General features: G+C 46.6%; 17 protein-coding genes. 10 read left to right on the forward strand and 7 right to left on the reverse strand.

The window, feature by feature from the left end:
• Positions 1 to 28: 28 nt before the first annotated feature.
• From OO778_RS20235 to OO778_RS20260, 6 genes are all read left to right on the forward strand, one after another.
• Complete coding sequence (locus OO778_RS20235; protein ID WP_038894599.1) at positions 29 to 1,045, forward strand: nuclear transport factor 2 family protein; 1,017 nt, start codon at positions 29 to 31, stop codon at positions 1,043 to 1,045.
• Positions 1,046 to 1,222: 177 nt separating this feature from the next.
• Entirely contained in the window at positions 1,223 to 2,308 is a 1,086-nt protein-coding gene (locus OO778_RS20240; RefSeq protein WP_074190329.1) for a porin, read from the forward strand.
• Positions 2,309 to 2,565: 257 nt separating this feature from the next.
• Complete coding sequence (locus OO778_RS20245) at positions 2,566 to 3,573, forward strand: LacI family DNA-binding transcriptional regulator (RefSeq protein ID WP_074190328.1); 1,008 nt, start codon at positions 2,566 to 2,568, stop codon at positions 3,571 to 3,573.
• A gap of 147 nt (positions 3,574 to 3,720) precedes the next feature.
• Positions 3,721 to 4,365 (forward strand): recombinase family protein, encoded by a 645-nt coding sequence (locus OO778_RS20250; RefSeq protein ID WP_074190327.1) that lies wholly within the window; start codon positions 3,721 to 3,723, stop codon positions 4,363 to 4,365.
• Entirely contained in the window at positions 4,362 to 5,546 is a 1,185-nt protein-coding gene (locus OO778_RS20255; protein WP_264912717.1) for a multidrug effflux MFS transporter, read from the forward strand. Before OO778_RS20250 ends, OO778_RS20255 begins: the two co-directional genes overlap by 4 nt.
• A gap of 79 nt (positions 5,547 to 5,625) precedes the next feature.
• A complete protein-coding gene (locus tag OO778_RS20260) occupies positions 5,626 to 6,270 on the forward strand; it encodes an START domain-containing protein (RefSeq protein WP_203347813.1) in 645 nt (214 codons plus the stop codon).
• Between the two features lie 16 nt (positions 6,271 to 6,286).
• Here OO778_RS20260 and OO778_RS20265 read toward each other — a convergent pair whose 3' ends face one another.
• On the reverse strand, positions 6,287 to 6,496 hold the full coding sequence (locus tag OO778_RS20265) for a DUF3955 domain-containing protein (protein ID WP_005395601.1): 210 nt from the start codon (positions 6,494 to 6,496) through the stop codon (positions 6,287 to 6,289).
• Positions 6,497 to 7,001: 505 nt separating this feature from the next.
• Here OO778_RS20265 and OO778_RS20270 point away from each other — a divergent pair.
• Positions 7,002 to 9,248, forward strand: coding sequence for a CehA/McbA family metallohydrolase (locus OO778_RS20270; RefSeq protein ID WP_074190325.1), 2,247 nt, complete (start codon positions 7,002 to 7,004; stop codon positions 9,246 to 9,248).
• Between the two features lie 90 nt (positions 9,249 to 9,338).
• Here the strand turns inward: OO778_RS20270 and OO778_RS20275 are convergent, their stop codons facing one another.
• Positions 9,339 to 11,093, reverse strand: coding sequence for a hypothetical protein (locus OO778_RS20275; RefSeq protein ID WP_207545962.1), 1,755 nt, complete (start codon positions 11,091 to 11,093; stop codon positions 9,339 to 9,341).
• A gap of 428 nt (positions 11,094 to 11,521) precedes the next feature.
• On the opposite strand from OO778_RS20275, the gene OO778_RS20280 reads away from it, so the two are divergent.
• Both OO778_RS20280 and OO778_RS20285 read left to right on the forward strand, forming a co-directional pair.
• Positions 11,522 to 12,475 (forward strand): M23 family metallopeptidase, encoded by a 954-nt coding sequence (locus OO778_RS20280; protein WP_005395595.1) that lies wholly within the window; start codon positions 11,522 to 11,524, stop codon positions 12,473 to 12,475.
• Positions 12,379 to 12,831: a polymer-forming cytoskeletal protein gene (locus OO778_RS20285; RefSeq protein ID WP_074190324.1), complete on the forward strand. Its 453-nt coding sequence runs from the start codon at positions 12,379 to 12,381 to the stop codon at positions 12,829 to 12,831. Before OO778_RS20280 ends, OO778_RS20285 begins: the two co-directional genes overlap by 97 nt.
• An 88-nt stretch (positions 12,832 to 12,919) precedes the next feature.
• On the opposite strand, the gene OO778_RS20290 is transcribed toward OO778_RS20285, so the two are convergent.
• A complete protein-coding gene (locus OO778_RS20290) occupies positions 12,920 to 15,670 on the reverse strand; it encodes a M16 family metallopeptidase (protein WP_264912721.1) in 2,751 nt (916 codons plus the stop codon).
• 364 nt (positions 15,671 to 16,034) lie between these two features.
• Between OO778_RS20290 and OO778_RS20295 the strand changes: the two genes are divergently transcribed.
• Positions 16,035 to 17,921, forward strand: coding sequence for a methyl-accepting chemotaxis protein (locus OO778_RS20295; protein ID WP_025768674.1), 1,887 nt, complete (start codon positions 16,035 to 16,037; stop codon positions 17,919 to 17,921).
• 117 nt (positions 17,922 to 18,038) lie between these two features.
• On the opposite strand, the gene fecE is transcribed toward OO778_RS20295, so the two are convergent.
• Genes fecE through OO778_RS20315 form a run of 4 tightly spaced genes read right to left on the reverse strand, consistent with a single transcriptional unit; the run spans position 18,039 to position 21,740 of the window.
• Positions 18,039 to 18,803 (reverse strand): Fe(3+) dicitrate ABC transporter ATP-binding protein FecE, encoded by a 765-nt coding sequence (fecE, locus tag OO778_RS20300; protein WP_020841541.1) that lies wholly within the window; start codon positions 18,801 to 18,803, stop codon positions 18,039 to 18,041.
• Positions 18,804 to 18,805: 2 nt separating this feature from the next.
• Positions 18,806 to 19,777 (reverse strand): iron chelate uptake ABC transporter family permease subunit, encoded by a 972-nt coding sequence (locus tag OO778_RS20305; RefSeq protein WP_258586296.1) that lies wholly within the window; start codon positions 19,775 to 19,777, stop codon positions 18,806 to 18,808.
• Entirely contained in the window at positions 19,774 to 20,811 is a 1,038-nt protein-coding gene (locus tag OO778_RS20310; protein WP_264912724.1) for an iron chelate uptake ABC transporter family permease subunit, read from the reverse strand. The genes OO778_RS20305 and OO778_RS20310 overlap by 4 nt, the downstream gene beginning before the upstream one ends.
• Entirely contained in the window at positions 20,808 to 21,740 is a 933-nt protein-coding gene (locus OO778_RS20315; protein ID WP_269468971.1) for a Fe(3+) dicitrate ABC transporter substrate-binding protein FecB, read from the reverse strand. Before OO778_RS20315 ends, OO778_RS20310 begins: the two co-directional genes overlap by 4 nt.
• Between the last annotated feature and the right edge of the window lie 17 nt (positions 21,741 to 21,757).

The following is a 21,757-nucleotide window of genomic DNA, read 5'->3' on the forward strand; positions in this document are numbered from 1 at the left end:
GACTCGACAGCAAATAAGAGAGTTTATTATGTCTAAATATCAAGAAGCGAAACGCGTTGTACGTGAATACTTCAGCGCAATCGAAAACGCAACTCACGAGAACGTGGCAGAAGTACTAAAAGCACACACTTCAGAAGATTACCTATGGCGTGGTGTTTACCCATTCCGTGAGCAACAAGGCGCTCAAGCAGCGGCTGACGTTTTCTGGGCTCCTTTGATGAAATCAATGACTCGCATGCAGCGTCGTCAAGACATCTTCATCGGTGGTGAGAACGAAGTAACATCAGGTGAAATCTGGGTAATGAGCATGGGTCACTTCATGGGTCTATTCGACGCTGAATACCTAGGCATGCGCCCAACTGGCAAGATCATGAACATCCGTTACGCAGAATTTAACTGTGTTGAAAACGGCAAGATCACTAAGACTGGCCTATTCCTAGACCTTCTAGGTGCAATGGACCAAGCGGGTTGTTACCCACTACCACCATCAACAGGTAAGCACTTCGTATACCCTGGTCCTCGTAACCACGATGGTCTACTGTTCGAAGACGCAGCACCAGAAGAAGGCGTAGCAACACTAGCACTAGTGAACAAGATGGTTGATGACCTATCTGCACTAAACGACAGCGGCGCTATGGGTTGCCCACCAGAAGTTCTTGAGAAGAGCTGGTCTAAAGACATGATCTGGTACGGTCCATGTGGTATCGGTGCGTCTTACACAATCCCTCGTTACCAACAGCAGCACCAATTGCCGTTCCGTAACAACCTGAAAGACAAGAAGTTTAACGGCCACGTATGTCGTTTCGCAGAAGGTAACTTCTCTTGTTTCTTCGGCTGGCCAAACCTATCTAACACGCCAATCGGTGGTTTCCTAGGTATGACAGGTGGTGAAGTACGCGCAGACATGCAAGTGGTTGACGTTTACTACCGTGACGGCGACAAGCTATCTGAGAACTGGGTACTGATCGACCTTCCTTACTGGCTAAAACAGCAAGGTCTAGACGTTTTCGAGCGTACTCAACAGATCCTAAACCCTTCTCTATAAGAAGTCCTAGGGGCGGATTGTCAACCCGCCTTTATGTTGCCTGAATCCCCTCTCGGTTCAGGTGACATGCTCCCAACTCGTGCCTCAAGGATGGGGCACAACCTCAAGATAGAACCCTTATTCAAAACGGGCATGAACGCACGGTGGCTTTCTGCGCCCTGAATAACGAGATTGATGATGAAAAAGTCGACCCTTTCTGCAGTGATTTTAGCAGCGCTTACTTCTAGCTCAGCCTTTGCTGCACACACTTTTGTTAATGACGCTGGCGACAGCCTAACCATCGATGGCCGTTTCGATCTTCGCTACCAAGACCGTGGCGGTGATGACAACGGCGAATGGAACAGCGGCAGCTCACGTTTCGGTTTGAAAGGCCAAATGGGCCTAGATAACGGCTGGACTGGTTTCGGTCACGCGGAATGGGGCTACAACTCTGGCGCGAACGGCGACAACATTTACGACCGCTTGCTATACGCAGGTGTTGATCACGAAAAATACGGCAAGATTGCTGCGGGTACTAAGCAGTGGTCTACCTTCTACGACGTAGCATGGTACACCGATTTAGGTCGTGTATTCGGTACTCGTGGCTCAGGTGTTTACAACCTAGCTGACTGGGGTATCGCATCCGGCGCGGGTCGTGCAGAAAACTCAATTACGTACCGTAATTCAATCAATGAAAAAGTGAGCTACGGCTTTACTTACCAAACCACGCGTGAAGATGTTGCTCTAGCAAGCAATGCGACAGCCTCATTGAAAAACGGCATGGGTGCGTCGATCACTTACAAACCGGTTGACGGCGTAACACTTGGTGCAGCTTACCATCAAAATGAAGTTGCGGATCTAGACGCAAGCGTGGTTGGCGTAGAAAACAGCGACAACATGCGCATCATGCTATTGGGCGCAAACTACAGCAACGGTGGCTTCTACGCGGGTGCGACTTTCCACGTTGGCGAAAACTGGGAAGCAGTGAGCCAAGGCGGTACGGACGTAATGTTCGATACCCTAGGTGGTGAAATCTACACTTACTACCACTTCGACAACGGCCTACGCCCAACGTTGAACTACAACTACATGGAAGATCGCAGTGACGAGACACAAGGTTACGAGCGTAACTTGCTGACTCCTGGTCTTGAATACCACTTCCAGAAGAACAAATTCCTAGTTTGGACTGAATACCAGTTCGACCTAGGTAAAGATCAGTACGATGGCAGCAAATTCGAAAACCGTGATGATCAATTCGCGGCAGGTATTCGCTACTACTTCTGATAACCACGAGATAAGTTATTCCGGTTACGTAACTTATTTGATTTAGTGGAAATGGGAAATAAGAGCAAGCCTTACCTTTCTTAGGTAAGGCTTTTTTCGTATGCAAAACATGAAATGTGACTTGGGTACTACCCAAATTGCGCCACCAAAGACAATCCAATCCTTTATTTACCTAAATCTTGCTTATTTCTCTTTATGAGTACGTACCTATTTGTGTTAACCTAGTCACAGTTAAACTGACTTATGAATCCACTCACATGAATCCTGCAAAACAAACCGTAACATCGAAGGACGTTGCCAAACTGGCTGGCGTTTCTCAATCTACTGTATCGCGTGTGTTTGTTCCGGGCAGCTCAGTGTCAGAGAAGACCAAGCAAAAGGTCTTTGAAGCTGCGAAAGCCCTAAACTACCGTCCAAATGCTTTTGCACGTAGCTTGACCACCAACGAATCTAAGTTGATCGGTTTGGTATTCCCCGATGCGGATTACCCTATCCACATGAAAACACTCCAATTGATTTCAAGTGAATTGCAGAAGCAAGGCTACTCAGCAGTGTTGATTCCATGGCAAGTGGATGATGAAGACAACCACTCAATCCCGAACATCTTCCAATACCGTGTAGATGGTGTCATTGCCGCTTCCGCTACCTTCAACAAATCACTGTATGAAGAGTGTGAAGAGTTCAATATCCCTATCGTTCAGTATGCACGCGTCGTAGAAGGCACTAAGAGCAGTTACGTTATCAGTGACAACTACGAAGCTGGCCAACAAGCCGCGCAACTTCTGCACAAAAGTGGCGTGAAGAATGCGGTTTACCTGACGGGTGAAGTGCCAACCTTTACCAACGACGAGCGCCAAAGCGGCTTCTGCTCTGAATTTGAAGACCTAACTAGTAATACGCCACGCATCGTTGAAGCCACTTATGATTACGCTAGCTCACTCGACAAAATCCGCGAAATACTCGCTGATAAAAACCGACCAGAAGCCGTGTTCTGTGCGACCGACAACCTTGCAATGGCTGTTATGGATATTGCGCGTATCGAATGCGGATTGAGTATCCCGCAAGACTTACAAGTCATTGGTTTCGACAATATTCCGCAGACAGAGTGGTTGAGTTATCAGTTAACCACATTCCGCCAAGATTTTCGTCGTCTCGCTCGCGAATGCGTGAAGATCATTGTTGATCAAATCAATACTAAAAACGGTAGCTTGGTCAAAATGATGGTACCAGTGAAACTAATCGAGCGGCAGACAACGAAAGCTTGAATGACTAAAGCCAACCATTCGGTTGGCTTTTTTATTTGCTTTTGCTCAACCTCAATGGTCCATTTAGTGTTGTAAGCATTAATGAACCTCTGTATATTTATGAGCCATTACAGCATATGAACCAAACTTAAAAGGCGTATAGTCCATATGGCTACTTATCTTTACACACGTTACTCGCCAAAGAATCGAGCTTATCAAGATCACCTCGGTGTCCTAAAAGCGTTCGTGCCTGACGCCCTACATTTTGAGGATAAGGTTCGTGGTTGCATGCCGCCAACAGAACGAGAAGCTTTCCAACAACTACTCAATATCGTCAAAGCAGGTGATACGATTGTGCTCTGGTGGCTAACGGCATTTGGTCGCGATTTTAGTCAGGCGTTAAATACAATCAAAGTATTACTAGCAAAAGGGGTCACACTGAAAACCGTTTGTGAACCACTCACATTTGAACCGGATTCTGTTCAAACTCAAACGCTACTCACCGTGTTATCTGGATATGGAAAAGTGCAGACTGAACATCGCCTGTTTGCCGCGGAGCAAGGGCGACAAGCCATTAAAGAGCAGCCAGATTTGTGGAAACAGAAATTTCGCGGACGCCCAGCAGACAAAACTAAACACCAACAGATCGCAACGTTGCTGTTAGAAGGCTATACGTTGAAGAGTGTTTCGGAGCAGTGTGATGTCAGCCTATCTACCGTAAAACGCGTCAAATCTAAGTTAAATGAAGTGGATGATGAAGGCTGCCTCAGAACACGAAAGCAAAGAGGTTATTCTAATGGTGATCCATCATGAGTCGCCCAATCAACTTTCGCACTATCTTACTCGCCTGTCTTATTATCAGTGTTGGCCAATTGAGCATGGGGCTTGTTATGCCCTCTTTGCCATGGATCGCAAAAGACTTTTCTATCTCTCTTGATCAAGCCCAACTGCTCGTGAGTATTTACTTACTCGGTTTTGGTCCCTCTCAGTTCATTTACGGTCCGGTATCGGATGCTTTGGGTCGAAAAAAAGTGCTGCTGACGGGCTTGCTCATCGCGATGTCTGGTCTATTAATGATCATTTTCCTCAGTGACACCTTCACAGGCATGGTGATGGGGCGTTTTCTACAAGGCTTAGGAACTGGGTGCTGCGCGGTACTTGCGAGAGCATCGACTCGAGATAGATTTAGCGGTGATGAGCTCCCTGTCGCCATGTCTTACATCGCTATGGCAGCTTCGATCACGCCACTCATTGCACCTGTGATTGGCGGTTTTATCAACTTCCACTTTGGTTGGAGTATGGTGTTCATTTCACTGTTAGGTTATGTCTCACTCGCTTGGGTAATCATCGCCTTTAAGTTTACAGAAACCATTGCAAAACGATCTGTTATCCCGTCACCACGCAACATGCTTTTCCAGTATCGAGACTTGGTGACGTCACGTTACTTTATGAGTTTTGCCAGCATCAGTTGGTTAAACTTCAGCCTGATGATAACGACCGTGTCCGTGATGCCATTTATCATGCAAGACCAAATTGGCATGACATCCGATCAATACGCAATGTGGGCACTCATTCCCGCTTTAGGTATGTTAGGCGGCACCACGATTTGTAACCGAGTAAGGCCAATTATCGGCAACAAAAGAATGCTACTTTGTAGTCCATTCCTGCATCTCAGTGCTGCAATATGGTTGTTCTTCTGCCCGGTAGAACCGCTGTATTTAATGTTGGGCCAACTATTAATGATCTTAGGTAACGGCATTGCCCTACCTTGCGCGCAAGCCATGGTAATGCAACCCTACAAAAAGCAGGCTGGTGCTGCAGCAGCCATGTCTGGAGGTGGACAAATGATCGTATCCTCATTGGTCAGCTTAACATTGGTACAGCTTGGTTTAAGCCAAGCCTGGCATCTATCAATCGTTATTGTGGTGTTTGCAGCAATAACGCTCACCAACATTCTACGAGGTTTTGGAGCAGGGCAACCTTCAGAACAGTAACGAAAAGACTTACTATTGTTCTTACAATTAAGAACACATCGTATAAGCTTTAACTATGGATAAGTTGGCGGGTACTAACATGATGTTGCATTTACGAATTGGCGCACTACTAGTCGCCACTTTTATATCCGCTGGCACCACCGCGAAAGCCAACGAGTACTGGCAATTTGATAGTGACGATAACGGAATCACTATCTACTCTCGAGAGCATACCGACGGTTTAGTTGAGATTCGTGCTCGGATGTTCACACCCACCAGCTATGGCGCATTTTTAACGCTATTGGAAGATAGTGACAATATCCCGAACTGGATTGACAATGCCAGTCATAGCCGGGTTTTAAATCAAATATCAGCCACCGAAAACATCGTTTATACCCAATTTACGGCGCCATGGCCTGCAAAAAATCGTGATATGCTCACCTACTCTGAATATTGGGTCGATGAGCTTGGGTTCACGATAAAAATCAAAAGCGCACCAGACTCATATCTTGCTGAACAAAAGGGCTATGTTCGCATTCGTTCGGTTGCTGCAACTTGGGAATTACAAAAGCTCACTAATGGCACGACACTCATTGACTACAAAGCGTTTGCTGACCCCGGAGGCCTTTTGCCAATCTGGCTAATAAACAAACTATCAAAACAAAGTGCACGAGCAACATTTAGTAATCTAAGAAAAGAGTTACCAAAATATCAGCAATACTCCCATCCTCAGATAAAGGAGTAAACTTCACGTTTGCTCTTTAATTACGATTACGGTGTTTGAAAAAAGTGCCCACAAAAGAGGCGAAGGCTAACCCTAAAAAGAGCCAAAACAAAGGGATAAACCCAAATGACTCTACTAATAAGCCATTTTCATCTACGTAAGAGCCCTGAGCGTGGTACGCAATTAAACATGTCACACCGCTCAAAAATAAAACTACGCTCAGTTTATATTTACGAATAAACCCCATCTAAACCTCAAGTAATCAATTGATATGTCTTCGACATATTGCCACCGTATATAGTTCACTCAAAAAACATATTGTCTCTATGCTTGCTCCAATCTTTATTAGAGGTCTTTTAGCCAGAAATAAGATAAAAACCCAAACAAAAAGAATAAAAAGTCAAATTGAACTCAAAATATTATATGCATTCTCAGAACTATCTTGACCTTTTTTCTCACATATACAGTGTAATTGTTATCATTTTGTTTGCTCAATGCTGCCAAAAATCGTTCACATCCCTCCCAAAATAATTAGTGTTCTAAATATTTTTATTACTCTATACAAAAACGAATAAAACAACAAAAGACCTTTAAAATCAAAACTTAAGATTCAGAAATCAATTGTAAAACAATAATAGAAACGAGTTGACCTCTTCATTTCTTTCGCTTTTTTAATTGAACGTCTAATCAAGTTAACGCACAATGCCATCGACAACTCACATAATAAATCATGAAAAAAAGGAAGTGTCTTCATGCATAATTTTTCAAAAAGTGCAGTGGCAACTTTAATCTCTGGCCTTTTACTTGGAACTTCAGCGCATGCGGGAGTGAGTATCACACAAGGAAAGACCACGATCCCCGATGGCGAAGCAACACACGCTCAAGACATTACCGTTCAAAACGAACATGTCGCCTTCGCTCTCGCTGTTGAATCCGCACCACCATGGGGCGTACCGCGAGGAACATTGGTCGATTTGGCAGCAGTAAAGAATGGCAAAGTAGACCTTGACCGGGTTGCCTTTGCTGACTTCATTCCTAACAGCTGGTCCGCATGGCCGAATGATCGCAAATCCATTGAAATTATCGAAGACAGCGACAATAAAGCGGTCATTAAAGTGAGCCGCAACTTCGATAACATTGATATCACAACATGGTATACACTCGCTTCTGGATCTGACTCAATTGCGCTTAAAACGGTCATGACCAACCAAGGTAAAAAAGATCTCGCGTTAGAATCAGGGCACACCATTTGGCCAGACACTGGCTACCAATTTGCCGTGCCGGGGTTGGAAGGGAAAGAAGACTCCATGGCCGACAATGCCCTCGCCGATCGCATGGTCGCTTATGATCGAGACTGGGCCTTTGCACTTCATGCTCCTTATTTTGATCGCGTCAAATACAATGGTCGTGACATGTACCTGGGGCATACCTTGAAAGCAGGTGAAAGCCGCACTTTCCAATCCCGACTACAAGTGGTTCCGAATGGAGACATGGCTCCCATTGTTAAGGCAGAAGCTGACCGACTAGGACAAGCGACAGGCACCATCAACGGCCAATTACGCGCGGATAATGGTCGTATTCCTGAAGATGCCATCGTGATGATCGAAAAAGAAGGACAACCCTATGCCTGGACATTGGCCAAAGATGGCCAGTACAGCATGGCGCTGCCTGAGGGTGAGTACCAAATCTACGGCACAGCGACTGGTCACGCAAACAGCAAGCTGCAATCGATTAAAGTGGCGAGAAATAGCGAGCAAACACTCGATTTTACGTCGCTAAAACGCCCAGCAACTCTCTCACTTCAAGTTGAAGAGGCAACATCAGGTCTGGCCAAAGATGCGAGAATCACCATTCTTGAAGGTCAAGCGCCACCGGTTGAATTTTTGGGTAAACGCACCTTCTTTACCGATCTGCTGCCTGCAGGTCATGCGGAGCTAAAACTGGCACCCGGTCAATACAAATTAGGTATCAACTCTGGTGGAGGCTTTACAGCTAAAACCCAAACATTAGACGTAACCCTAACATCCGGTAAAACGACGAAGCAACGAGTAGAAGTGCCTCAAGTGACGTTTCCTAACCGTCAGCATTGGTATGGCGCAGATTTACACCATCATGGCAACGTGTTGGAAGGCGTTACTCCGCCAGAGATTGTTGTGCGTGCTCAATTGGCAACGGATCTTGATCTGACTTTCATTAGCGATCATGACTCAACCATTAACCACCAGAAGTTTGCAGAACTATCTGCGAAACGTGGCGTGCCTTTCATCCCGTCGATCGAAGTTTCGCCATCATGGGGACATATGAACCCATTTCCTATCGATAATGGCGCCGAGCTAACGGTCGATCCTGGCACTGCTGACGTTCACACGTTACTTAACGCCGTACATGAGATGGGGGCTGAAGTCGTACCGATGAACCATCCATACAACGATTATGGCTACTTTACGAATATCGCTAAAAATGCAGTCCCTGGTGGTAAAACGGATCGCTTCGACCTTATGGAGCTTAATGCGCGCGTAGACAATGAACCAACGTTGAAGAAAGCGCATAAACTCTGGGACCTGGGTGAAGCAATGTACTTTACAGCGGGAACCGACACCCACGATGCGTGGAACCAACTCACGGGGCAGATTCGAATGATGGCAAGAGTCGATGGAGAGCTAACGCCGTCGAAGTTTGCGCAAGCACTTAAAGCCGGCCATGGCTACGCAACACAAGGCCCTATTCTTTATCCGCAAAACATTATGTTTGGTGAAACAGCAACAGCTGGCGATACGTGGGACATCCACGTCGTTGCAGCCGATGGTCTAAAAGAAATTCGATTGATCGGTAAAGGCGGCAACGTGCTGAATACCCTGACGATTAACCCGAAAGTTGATACTCAACGCATAGAGTTGTCGCTACCTATACCTAGCGACGCAGAGGGATGGATAAGTTTAGAAGTCGAAGATAAAGACGGCAACACGGCCTGGAGTAACCCTGTTTGGTTACAGTCATAGTCTTGATGAATGTCCGACTCGATGGTAAACAAACCTGAGTTCGACGATGAAATAAAGGCGGCACAGTGCCGCCTTTTTCTACTCGATGTTTTACTGCTGTGCAACCGTCACGGGTTTAGTCGCACCACGGTAATCAAACTCAAAACCAATACCTTGATCTGTTACATCCATCGTCATACCACCAACAAGCTCGCCTTGTAAGCTTTTCATAACATCATCAGGTAGCGGCTCACTAGTCACGGCTGACGCACTTTCCAACACTTCCAAAATGCGTTCTGAATCGAAGTCAAAACTGAACAAGCCATTTGGAGAAAGTGGTTGTGCCATCACTTCTTTGCTCGCGTCTTCGGCATTCTCACCACTGTAGAGCGTAAAATGGTTTTCGTTTAAGCGAGCAAACACATCCATCTTCAAGCCTGTGTGCATTTCGAGCAGGTCACTGACATTAACAGGCTGGTTATCCGGCTGAATTTGTAATTGAGCAAGCTCAGGGACAAACATTTGCGCGGTTTGAATCAGCATCATTGGATCATTGGCAGATAGAGACAACATACCATCTAGCTGGCTAAATACTTCACCGTGCTGAGCATTAGTGTCAACGTGGATATCAAACATTTGCAGGCTTAATCCTTTCAGGCCGTTAACCATGCCGGAGCCCATGCTCACAGCTGCGGCTGGGTTTTGGCCACCCATCTCTTGCTGCATTTGTGTCAATAAAGAACATTGGTACTGAGGCTGAGTCAAGTCGCTCCAAATCTGACCAATCGATGGCGCTAGCGTATTAATGTCTAAACCAAGCGCCATGCTAAAGAAGCTCTTATCATTGTTCGATTCTGCCAAAACGCCACGAATCGACTTAAGCGCATCTAGAATCACTTTATTTTTCGATTCAACAACAAAAGCACCTTTAATGAATGCCTGCTCGCCTTTCAGCTTGTATTCCGCAAATGCGACGGATTGAGGCCAGTTTTCTGCAACTTGAGTAAGTTCAGTATGACAAGCTGGTGAGCGCATCTCCTGAATAGTCGGCTCAGGATCAATGGCATCCAGCATGCTGACTTGACGCGCAAAGATATTGCCATCTTTCGTCGTCAAACCTTTAACCAATTCACGGTGATCAAAGTAACCGAAAGAGTTATTGTTTTCGCCGTATTTAGCCTGCAACGCCGCTAGGCGTCCACTCTCCGCAATGCTTTGACTTGGCGACTCAAGTCCCAATGCCATTTTAAGCGGGTTTTGAACACCCAATTGCGGAATATCAACCGTTAACGTAAGTACGTTGTCAACCACGGCAACAACCAAGCCAATGCCATCTTGCGGGTCAACCGAATCTGTCATCTCGTAACGACGAAACTCAACTTCACCGAGTTTAACCAGCTCGTGCTTAGCACCGCTCATCTGCTCTTCGTGATCCAATGTTTTCCATAACGCGGCAGGGTCTTCAATCTTCAATTTGTACACTGGTACCATACCGATTGTGTACAACACAGGATTAATATTTTCTCCGGTACCTAAGTAGGCTTTTAACGTTTCTGGCGATGCAGCGCTCTCCAGATATCCATCAAACAAGTTAACGGCAAACTGTTGCTGTGGAGAAAGTGGTTCATCGGCAAAAAGTTCAGCAATCGAGCCTTGATTAGCCGTACCAAATGCATTCATGTATTTATAATGATTAAAAGGTTCCGTCTGATACGTCACCATGAGCGAATCCGCGGGAACTTGCGAAAGTAGTGAGCCTGAATCACTCGAGGTAGTGTTATTTTGGTACAGGTAGCCAGCGCCCCCTGCAGCTGCGACCACTGCTGTAGCCAATAGTAGTTTTTTCACGACCAACTCCGTTGTCATAGTTATGTGTTCCTAAGCGAAATATTACGCTTAGGTTTAAAGCCTTTGAATAGCACTTTTATATCGACCGCTATCATAAACAAGTTATCGATATAATGAATGTCGGTTTGATAAATTATCCAACATTTATAAGGTAAACCGTGAAGTAAGTTGAATTGCGTGAGGATGCTATTGGCAATATTCACAATCTAATTTCTCGGATAACCACCTTATAAATCAAAATCTTCAGTTCAATAAAGCGATTTGGAGTAACTACGACCAAAAGCACTAGGATATTAAATCTTTATTGAGTCTTTTATCTAATATCTGAAAACGCCTCACGGCCTGACACTTCTTTCCAATTTGCCTCTAGCGGTCCCCGTTTGTTTTCCTTACATTCCCATTAACTCAGTGACGAGACGTATACCAGATACGAGCAGTAGAAGACGATGAAAGACCAGTTGACGATCTCTATATCAACCATCAATGGCTCCAGACATTGGTACTTCAGTAAAAGGATGCAACGCAATCTAAAAACGTTTTTATGCTTTTTTGTCATTGCTCTGGCCGCAACCGCGATCTTAATTCATCACTTGTACACTCGCGTCGATAATGCCGCGTTAAAACAAGCTGAATTGACAGAACATTCGCGCACTATGGGTGAAGAGCTCAGCACACTGAAAGCATTAAAATCCGAGCTGGAAAGTGATCTCTCAGAGCGAGAAGAACGAGTACAACTTGTTTCGGAGCGTTTGGGAGAGTTAGAGAAAGTCCTTGGAGTTGGAGAACATACTACCACGGATAATTTGGATGCCCGACTTGATGCGGCGGCGATTACGTCGAACGTTCGCATGGTGTTGTTAAACCAAATACCAAGCGGGTCTCCGGTCGGTAAAGCGCGGCTCTCTTCTCGCTTCGGTAAGCGCATTCATCCGGTGACAAAAGTCGCTAAGATGCATCGCGGGCTCGATTTTGCCGTGAATACCGGTACTAAGGTTTATGCCCCAGCAGATGGGGTTGTGGAAGTCACCCGCCGCAGCAATAAAGGCTCTGGTAACTTCCTCAGGCTGCAACATTCTTTCGGTTTTTCGAGTTCTTATTCGCACTTGAAAAAGTTCAAAGTAAAAAGCGGTCAGTTCGTCAAAAAAGGGCAACTGATTGCAATTTCCGGCAACAGTGGGCTCTCTTCTGGCCCTCACCTTCACTACGAGGTGCGTTTTGTTGGGCGAGCACTGAATCCGAAGCCATTTGTCGATTGGAGCCTCAATGATTTCGAAGACATTTTTACTAAGGAGCGAAGAATACGATGGGAATCTTTAATCAAAACCGTGGAACAACGAGTAGCTCAGCAGCTTCAACTCTCATCGCCAAAGGCTGTGCTGTTAGCGGAGAACTCAAAGTAGAAAACGATGTCCAGATTGATGGCATCGTCGATGGTCAAATTAATGTAGAAGGCACTCTCGTCGTTGCAGAAAGCGGCCGAGTAAACGGTGAGATCTACGCTAAGCAACTGATCATCAATGGTATGATGGATGGTAACTGTCACGCAGAACACATTCAAGTACTTGCCAAGGGACGTGTAAGTGGGAGGATCTGGAGTAATAACCTCAGCATCGAACCTGGTGGTAAATTCTTTGGTGAGGCGGCCGAATTACCTGAAAAAGAAGTGGTGACACTGAAAGGGAAGACTCAAGAGAACGCCAGCACGAAAGAAAACAATACCAACAATGAAAAGCGACCTGCGCGTAAATCAGCGTAAACTCTTTGGTTAAAGTGCATAAAAAAGACGGCTTTCACGCCGTCTTTTTTATTACTAGAGACACGAGCTTCGTCAGAAACTAAAGTGATTATTCGGCCGGGTTTAAAATCATCACCGAGCGCTTTGCTTGCGGACCAAAGGCCGCTTTCGCATGCGCTTTCACTTCTTCTAATGTCACACTCTTAGCCGCTTTCTCAACGTCAAGCAACACATCGACGCCGTAATCATGCACTAAGTAGCGAGTATACGACCATGCGCGCTGAGCAGGGTTATCATCTAATCCTTGCATCGCTACCGCCAATTGCTTCGCTGCCGTATCCACCTCTTTTTGCGTGATGTTCGAAGCCAAGTCATCAAACATTTTGCCTAACTTGCTATCTAAAGCTGCCACGTCTTCGGGCTCAACTTGAGATTCCAAGAGCCAATCAGAGATTGGTTCGCGATCTTGCGTCACGGTGTAAATATTTGGGCTGTAATCGAGACTAGACTCTTCTCGCACAATATCCAAGACACGCGCATTACTGATACGTTGCAAAATATCTTCGATAACCGTATCCCTTGCCGTACGTTGGTAATCGTTCGTGTTAGTCAAACGCATTACATACAACGATGAAGGTTCATGACCATCCGCAACGACTGTTCGCGCCGGCACGTCGGTGTTGAACGCAACATGGTAATCAATCGAACGACCCGGTTTCATCTCGATGGAGGCCACATACTTACGCAAGAGTGGCGTAATTTCTTCCGGCTCGACATTTGCCACAATGACCATCTTAAAACCATCATTGGTTTTGAAAAGTTGCTCATGCACCGCCAGTATTTGCTCGGAAGTCACTTGTTCAACATCATCACTGGACACTATACGATGACGACTACCCGGCAAATAAGAATTACCGTTTGCTTTCTGAATCAGTTTTCCCATCGGCGATTCAAAAAAAGCACCGCTCTGCTGCTTAAACTCTTGCTTCGCTGCCGCCATCTGGCGCTCGTCGACTTTAATCTCCGTCGCTAGGTTGTATAGTCCATTCAACGCGTAAGTTAAATGCGTTGTTGGCGCGGTAATTTGTGAACCGTGACTGGTCGCACCAAGAATCGCGCTAAGCGCAATGTTATTTTTGCGTAAGTAACTGTCTAACTCTGAACCAGAAAATGCCCCTAACCCACTGCGTATCGCCGTCGTTGCAGCGATTTCATACGCAGCATATAACGCTGGATCAACGGCGGCTTTACCACCTTGGCTCGCATAGTAAATATAAGCTCGGCCACCCGCTTTGGCATCTTTTTGGAACCACACTTCGACACCGTTTGATAGCGTATAAACTTGAAAACCACCCGCTTCCTGACGCATGCTGGTGATGGTACCTTCTTGAGTAGGCTGTAAGAATCCATCCACTTTGTCATACATCTCTAACGGTTTTTCGCCAGTTTGGAGGTAGGCGCTGTATAGATCGGTAAATACATCATTGAACTGAGCTGACGTTTCACTTTTCCCCAACCCAATCACAAAGATTGGTTGCTCAGACAACAAGGCATTCAATTGCGTGTTAATGCTCTCTAGATTCTCGTTGTTGATGAATTCAGACAAACTCTGGGCGTAACTCTCTTTTGATTGACTCACACTGCCTTGGTCAATTTGGAAAACGCGCGCTTCTGCATAACTGTTTGGCTTACGTTGGTCCCAGTCTGAATCAATATTTGCGAACTCACCTTGCCAATTTGACATGATGCTCTCTAACTCAGATTGCGTCGCACCATAATCTCTCAGTGACGCCAACGTGCTGATGAAAGTTTGATGCATTTGTTCACGACGCTCAGGCGCAAACGAAATACCTGCCGACATCATGCGCTGGTAGTTGGAGTAGTAAGGCTGGGCATAAGCATACTGAAAAGGTTCAGCGGCATCATTAAGTACACGAATCAGACGTTGTTGAATTAGCTGTGTTGCGACTTCATCACGCCACACTTGATGCTGTTGTTCAATCGTAGTGCTGCCACTTAGACCACGCTCAATCACTAAATGAAGGCTTGGTGATTCCATCGTGTTACTTGGCAAGATTCGGTTTTGGTTGTTCACTCGAATATCGCGGCGCTTCTCTATTACGGTATCCGACGTGCTTTCCCAGTTCGAGAATTTGTTTTTGATAATATTGGACAGTGAATCCACGTCGATATTACCGGTCACAACCAACTCGGCATTTTGTGGTTGGTACCACTTGTCGTAAAACGCTTTTAGCTTGCTTGATGAGGCATTTTGAATCGCTTCGCGAGCACCAATTGGGTCGTGTTCACCATACATAGTGCCTTCAATCGACGATTGATAAGCATGCATAGAAAAGGACTTATCATCCGGGTTAGCACGTCGCCATTCACCAAGGATCACCCCTTTTTCTTTCTCTACTTGTTCAGGAGCAAACTGAAGTCCGTTTCCGATATCTCTCATCCACTTCAGGGCATCTTCCAGCTTTGTATTATTGGCAAGATCAAGTTGGTAAGAAGTTTGCTGATAAGTGGTAAAGGCGTTGATATCGGCACCAAAGCTACCACCAGATTGCTCGAAAAGTTTAACAACGTCGTTGCCGGTAAAATGCGTGCTGCCATTAAACGCCATGTGCTCAACAAAGTGAGCGTAACCTTTTTGATTGGTTTCTTCTTGGAATGAGCCGACATTCAGAACCAAACGGACCGATACTTCTTGGTCTTTTGTTGGGTAAAGATGGTATTTCATACCGTTCGATAACTGGTCGACATGCCAATTGGCGTCAGGCTGAATCGGCGTCGATTGTTGTGTCAGAGCACACCCTGACAGTAATAACGCGGGGACTAACAATATACTGCGCATAACTATTGCCCATAACAATGATTAAGCCGATCAATATAATCCTCGTTCGATGACCTTCACATTTTTAATGGATTATTTACCACTCAAACGTGATGCAAATCACCTTTTAATGAAATCAATTATCATTTACAAAAATAGACATATCCTTACTTTACAAATAGATAAATAACACAACTTAAAAGCCTTTTTCTTATTTGATGTAAAACTCAAAATCGCGACATGGAGTCAGTATTTATTTTGAGCAATAAAATATAATTATTGAACAGATTCGAATCTGACTTTCTGCTGCATATTCAACGGCTCGGTGAGTCCTGATGAGAATAAAAACACAACAACTATTATTCAAAGATCTATTATTCGCTTTATGTTCAAAAATCTATCATTAAAAAACAAACTGGCAATCTCTGCCAGTGCTGCCATCATTCTCGGGGGAGTGCTGGTAGAAGGGCTGTCTTTTCGAGATTCATTAAACAGACTGGATGTCGAAGTCGCGCAACGACTAGAAAGCACCAGCGCATCTTACAATCAATACGTAAAGGACTGGTTACTCTCAAAAGAGCGAGCACTGACGTCACTCTCTTCCGATTCAGAGAAGCGTTCTCTAGTTACGCACTTGAAACAAGTCCGAGACTCTGGCGCGTTTGATAACGTCTTTCTCGCTTACCCAGACGGCTCACAAGACAACGCCAATGGGGTGGTTTTGCCACCAGGTAATAACGATCCTCGCAAGTGGGGCTGGTACACCAACGCCATTGCCAATCCATCGAAAGTCTTTATGGATAACCCAACCGTCGCAGCAGCTACAGGGGCTAACGTCGTGTCGCTCGGTAAAGCCCTGCAATTGCATGGTCAAACCGTCGTTCTGGGTGCTGACGTAGAGATCGGTGATATCCTGAACAGTCTGAACCAAGTGATCCTACCAGGTGAAGGTTATATGTTTATTGCCAATGAACAGGGCAATATTTTCACTCATAACAACGGTAAACTGCTGAATCAACCGGTTAGCAAGCTAGGCCTCAACAACAACGACATTACGTCTGCCGCACGTTCAGGTACAGAGCGTCGCGTCTCTATTAACGGCACCGAATATGTGATTTACGCGCGCCACATAGAGGGTACCAAGCTCACAACAGTGACGGTGTTAGATCAAAACTCGTTGGTTGCCCCACTCTACGATGCTGTTTGGGATCAGATCATCGCAACCACCATCGTCGTCGTTATCTGCGTAGCTTTGTTTAATCTGCTATGTAACATCTTGTTCCGTCCGCTCTACAACGTTTCGAATGCGCTTGCACAAATCGCAAACGGTAGCGGCGACCTAACTCAACGCATCAAAGTAGAAAACCGTGACGAAGTTGGTGAGCTGGCTGAAAACTTCAACCAGTTCGTTGAAAGTTTGCAGCAACTTATTGGTCACATTCGTCACCAAGCGGAAGAACTGAGCCAACAATCGGAGCTGAGCACGAATCGCGCGAATCAATCGGTTTCCGATCTGAACCATCAGCAACAAGAAATCACTATGGTGGCGACCGCTGTGACTGAAATGGCATCGGCAACGCAAGAGATTGCAGCACATGCAGAGCAGACGGCTAAAGCCGCTCAAGACTCTTCAGCAAGCACACAAAACGGTCATGAGTTGGTGATCAACTCCAAATCGTCCATCAACAATTTGTCTTCTGAAGTCAACCAAGCGAGCGTTGTCATCGGCGAGCTCAACCAGCACGCGCAAGACATCTCTACAGTACTATCAACGATTCGAGACATCGCAGAGCAAACCAACTTACTGGCTCTGAATGCGGCGATTGAAGCGGCGCGTGCAGGTGAGCAAGGTCGCGGTTTTGCCGTTGTTGCAGACGAGGTGCGCGTGCTATCACAACGCACACACACCTCAACCGAAGAGATTCGCTCGACGATCGAAACTTTGCAACAGACCACACAACGCGCTGTGACCATCATGGATACAAGCTCTCAACTTGCCCAAGGATCAGTGGAAGATGCCGATCGCGCAGCACTGGCTCTGGATGAAATCAACGCGGCCGTTGCGTTGATCAGCGATATGGCAACGCAAATCGCGACCGCAGCCGAAGAGCAAACGCACGTAACAAATGAAATCACACAAAACGTCACGTCAATTAAAGATGTGACTGATCACTTGGTGGTTGGTGCCGAAGAATCGATGAATCAATCTGCTGAGCTGAAATCACAAGCCGAGGATCTCAACTCGAAAGTAGCGACGTTTAAACTGGCTTAAACGCCACGTTAGGAACGCACTTAAAAACAACAAACCCCGCTAGCAAATGTATAACTAGCGGGGTTTATTTTTATGGCTCGACGTTTTTATTGCAGATAGCTTTCGAAAGACGTAAACCTACACCGCCACACACATCGGCGTACCTGAGATTGGGTCGTTAAATACTCTCGCTTGTAAATCAAACACCGATGCCAACATGCCCTCTGTTAGTACCTCTTGCGGCGTTCCCTGAGTGACTAACTGACCTTTTTCCAACACCACCAAATGATCACAGTAACGGCAAGCTTGGTTTAGATCGTGCAGCACTACCACTACAGTTTTGCCTTTGTCGTTCATCTGCCTCATAAGTTTCATCAGCTCAACTTGGTGAGAGAGATCCAAGTAAGTGGTTGGTTCATCAAGCATCACTACGTCAGTATCTTGCGCCATTACCATCGCAATCCACGCCCTTTGTCTTTGACCACCAGACAACGATTCAACTGGCTTGTCAGCAAACTCTATCACGCCAGTATCTTGCATTGCTTGCTCGACTAAGGCTTTGTCTTGTTGACTTAACCTGCCCCAATGAGAGAGGTAAGGCGAGCGGCCATATTCGACCAGTTTTCTGACGGTAATACCTTCAGGGCTGACAAGAATTTGCGGCAGCAAAGACAACGAACGCGCCAAGCGTTTATCGCCGTAGTTGCTTAGTGGTTTTTCGTCATACAACACTTGGCCGGAAGCTGGCTTGTTAATGCGTACCAAGGTTTTTAATAATGTCGATTTACCGCAACCATTTGGGCCAACTAGTGCGGTAATTTTACCTTGAGGAATCGACAAAGAGAGATCTGGAATGATGGTCTGTTTGCCGTACGCGACGGATAAGTTCTGCGTTCGTAACATGCTTACCAACCTCGATAACGATACAAAAGAAAAATGAAATATGGCGCGCCAATAACAGAAGTCAGCACACCCGCTGGCAGCTCAATTGGTGGCTGTAAGCCTCTCGCTAGACCATCGGCGCAAATCACCAACAGCGCGCCAAGGGTTGTAGAAGCAGGAATCAACAACTTGTGGTTGTGACCAAACAGCAAACGCGCAAGATGCGGCGCAAGCAGGCCAACAAAGCTGATCGTGCCTGCCACAGACACACTGATGCTCGCCAATAGCACGGCAGCAATCAACGCAAGAATTTGGATCTGTCTTGGTTTCGTGCCAAGTGTAGTGGCACTTTCTTCTCCCAGCCCCATCACATCTAGCCGCCAAGCCAGCCAAAACGCCAATGGCAGTAGCAGCATTAGAGCACTCCAAATAAACGGTACTTGTTGCCAGTTTCGTCCCCACAAACTGCCGGTTAGCCAGACCATCGCCGTGTTGATTTCAATAGGGTGCACAATCAGAAGAAAGTCGATACCGCTGGCTAAAAATGCGCTGACAGCAACACCAATCAGCGCCAGACGTGCTGGTGTTGGTTTCGACCAGTAAGCCAGCACAGCAATAAAGCCAGCAGCAAGCAAACCTCCCGCCATAGCGACCATCGGCAACATTGCCACCGGCGCGCTCGGATACAACACCAAGCAAACGGTAGCCGCAAGCCCTGCCCCTGCGCTTATCCCCATTAAATCTGGGGAGGCAAGTGGATTACGGATGACGCCTTGCACTAAGACGCCTGACAGCCCCAACCCAGCGCCCACGCCAATGGCGAGCAACATTCTCGGCAGTCGATATTGGTGAATCACAAAGTCCGAATCAGAGAAAGAAAACAACAATGCAAAAACCTGTTGAGCCGACAGATTCGCCGCGCCAACAAACAGTGTGAGAGACGACGCAATCAGCAAAAGCCCAAGCAGTGCCATCAGTTTGGTTTGATTCATCATGATGATTTCCTCATTGCAATCGCGATAAAGCAAGGAGTGCCCAACAGTGCGGTAATCACGCCCACCGGCGTTTCGGCCGGAAAGGCAATCGCGCGTGATAAAGCATCTGACCACGTCACCAATGCCGCGCCACACAAAGCGGAAACCGGAATGAGGATGTGATAGTTGTGACCAACAATCGGGCGTACCAAGTGCGGCACTAACAACCCGACAAAGCCAATTGGCCCAGCAATCGCCACGCTAGTACCCGCCAACAGCACAACCGCTAAACCACTGATTAATCGAGTAAGACGAATGTTACCACCCAACCCGACAGCAACTTCGTCCCCCAACGCGAGTAAATTTAAGTTTCGCGCTAAGCCCATAGCGAGCACCAAACCTAAAGTCGCAAAAGGCCACAGTTGCTGCCACTGCTGAGAATCTACCGCAGAGAGTGAACCCGTTAACCAATGCAACACGCTGTAAGCCATGTCATCCGCCAAAATTACCGACGCACGAGTTAACCCTATCAGCAGTGCACTGATGGCAATGCCCGCTAGCACTAAACGCAATGGGTGCGAACGCGCGGAGAAAAAACCGCCCAACAACATGACCGCACCACCACTTAGTAGCGCGCCGAATACTGCGTTGATGATGGGGTTCAATTGACTAAAGAATGGTACGCCGATGGAGGCCAAGGCCATAAAACACGCCGCACCAGCATTAATGCCGAGAACGGATGGCGACGCCAAAGGGTTGCGAGTTAACCCTTGCATCAGCACACCGGATACCGCAAGCGAAGCGCCAATCAATAACCCAGCATAGGCGCGAGGCGCACGCAGCGTCGCGAGGATTTGATGAAGCATATTGCCCTCATCAAACGCAAACCAATAGCTTGTCAGATCATTAACACTCAAAGAAAAGTTGGACCACCCAATCATTGAGGCGGTATAGCCTGACAACGTACACAACGCCATAGCACAGACAAACAAGCTCGCTTTCCAATGCGATTTGCTAACCGAAGACGGGCTTTCTGAGATTATCGACGCACTCATGAGCGCCCCAATAACGCTTCAAGGTTGCGGGCAATTTCTTCCGCCGCCAACATGCCGCGATTTAATGACCACAGTTCCGGAGAGACTTCTACCAGTTGCTGCTTTTTCGCCGCAGCTAACAGCTTAAATAATGGATTTTTGCGCCATTCATCCACGATATTTGGTTGAGAGTAAAGTCCAACTAGTAACCAATCAGGGTTGGTTTTTAGTAAAAGTTCGAAGCTGGTTGGGATATACGCATTGCGCTCAGATGGAGCCAGCGGGCTTTGGATGCCTAGAGTGCTCAAAACGCCGCCAGCGTAAGAAACCCGACTATGCAGCCACATCCCTTTGTCGGAAACCACACCAAACTGAATGGTTTCTTGTGTCGAAAAATGCTGTTTGAACTCTGCCATGGTCTGTTTGTGCTGCTCAATGCGTTGCGTCATTTGCTCTTGCTTGCCAATCGCAACCCCGATTTTCTGTGCAGATTCGAGGTTTTCTTGATATGTCTCTCCACGGCTTTTTAACAGCAAGGTTGGCGCAATTCGCTGCAAATCCTGATAAATAGCACGATGGCGTTCGGCATCGGCAATGATCAAATCAGGCTTGAGCACCGCAATCGCCTCTAAACTCGGTTGTGAGCGCATGCCGACCGATTGCCAAGGTTCGATCTTGTCACGAACAGCAGGGATGACTCGTGTGGCATCGTTGTCATCGGCAACGCCTACCGGTGAGACATCGACGGCCGCCAGAGCGTCCACAAACGAAAATTCTAAAACCACAATACGTTGTGGTATCGCTTCTGGCTCAAAAGTGCCTTGCTCATCTTGCACGCTGCGCGCCTGAGAAAATGCGCTAAATGACATCAAAGCTGAGCTCAACAGCATCAACAGCATCAACAAAACGGTTGAAAAGTATTTGATCGTAAATTGTTTTTTATTTTTCATCTTGCTTTTTCCAGTGC

It is taken from the genome of Vibrio sp. STUT-A16 (assembly GCF_026000495.1).
GTDB lineage: Bacteria > Pseudomonadota > Gammaproteobacteria > Enterobacterales > Vibrionaceae > Vibrio > Vibrio diabolicus.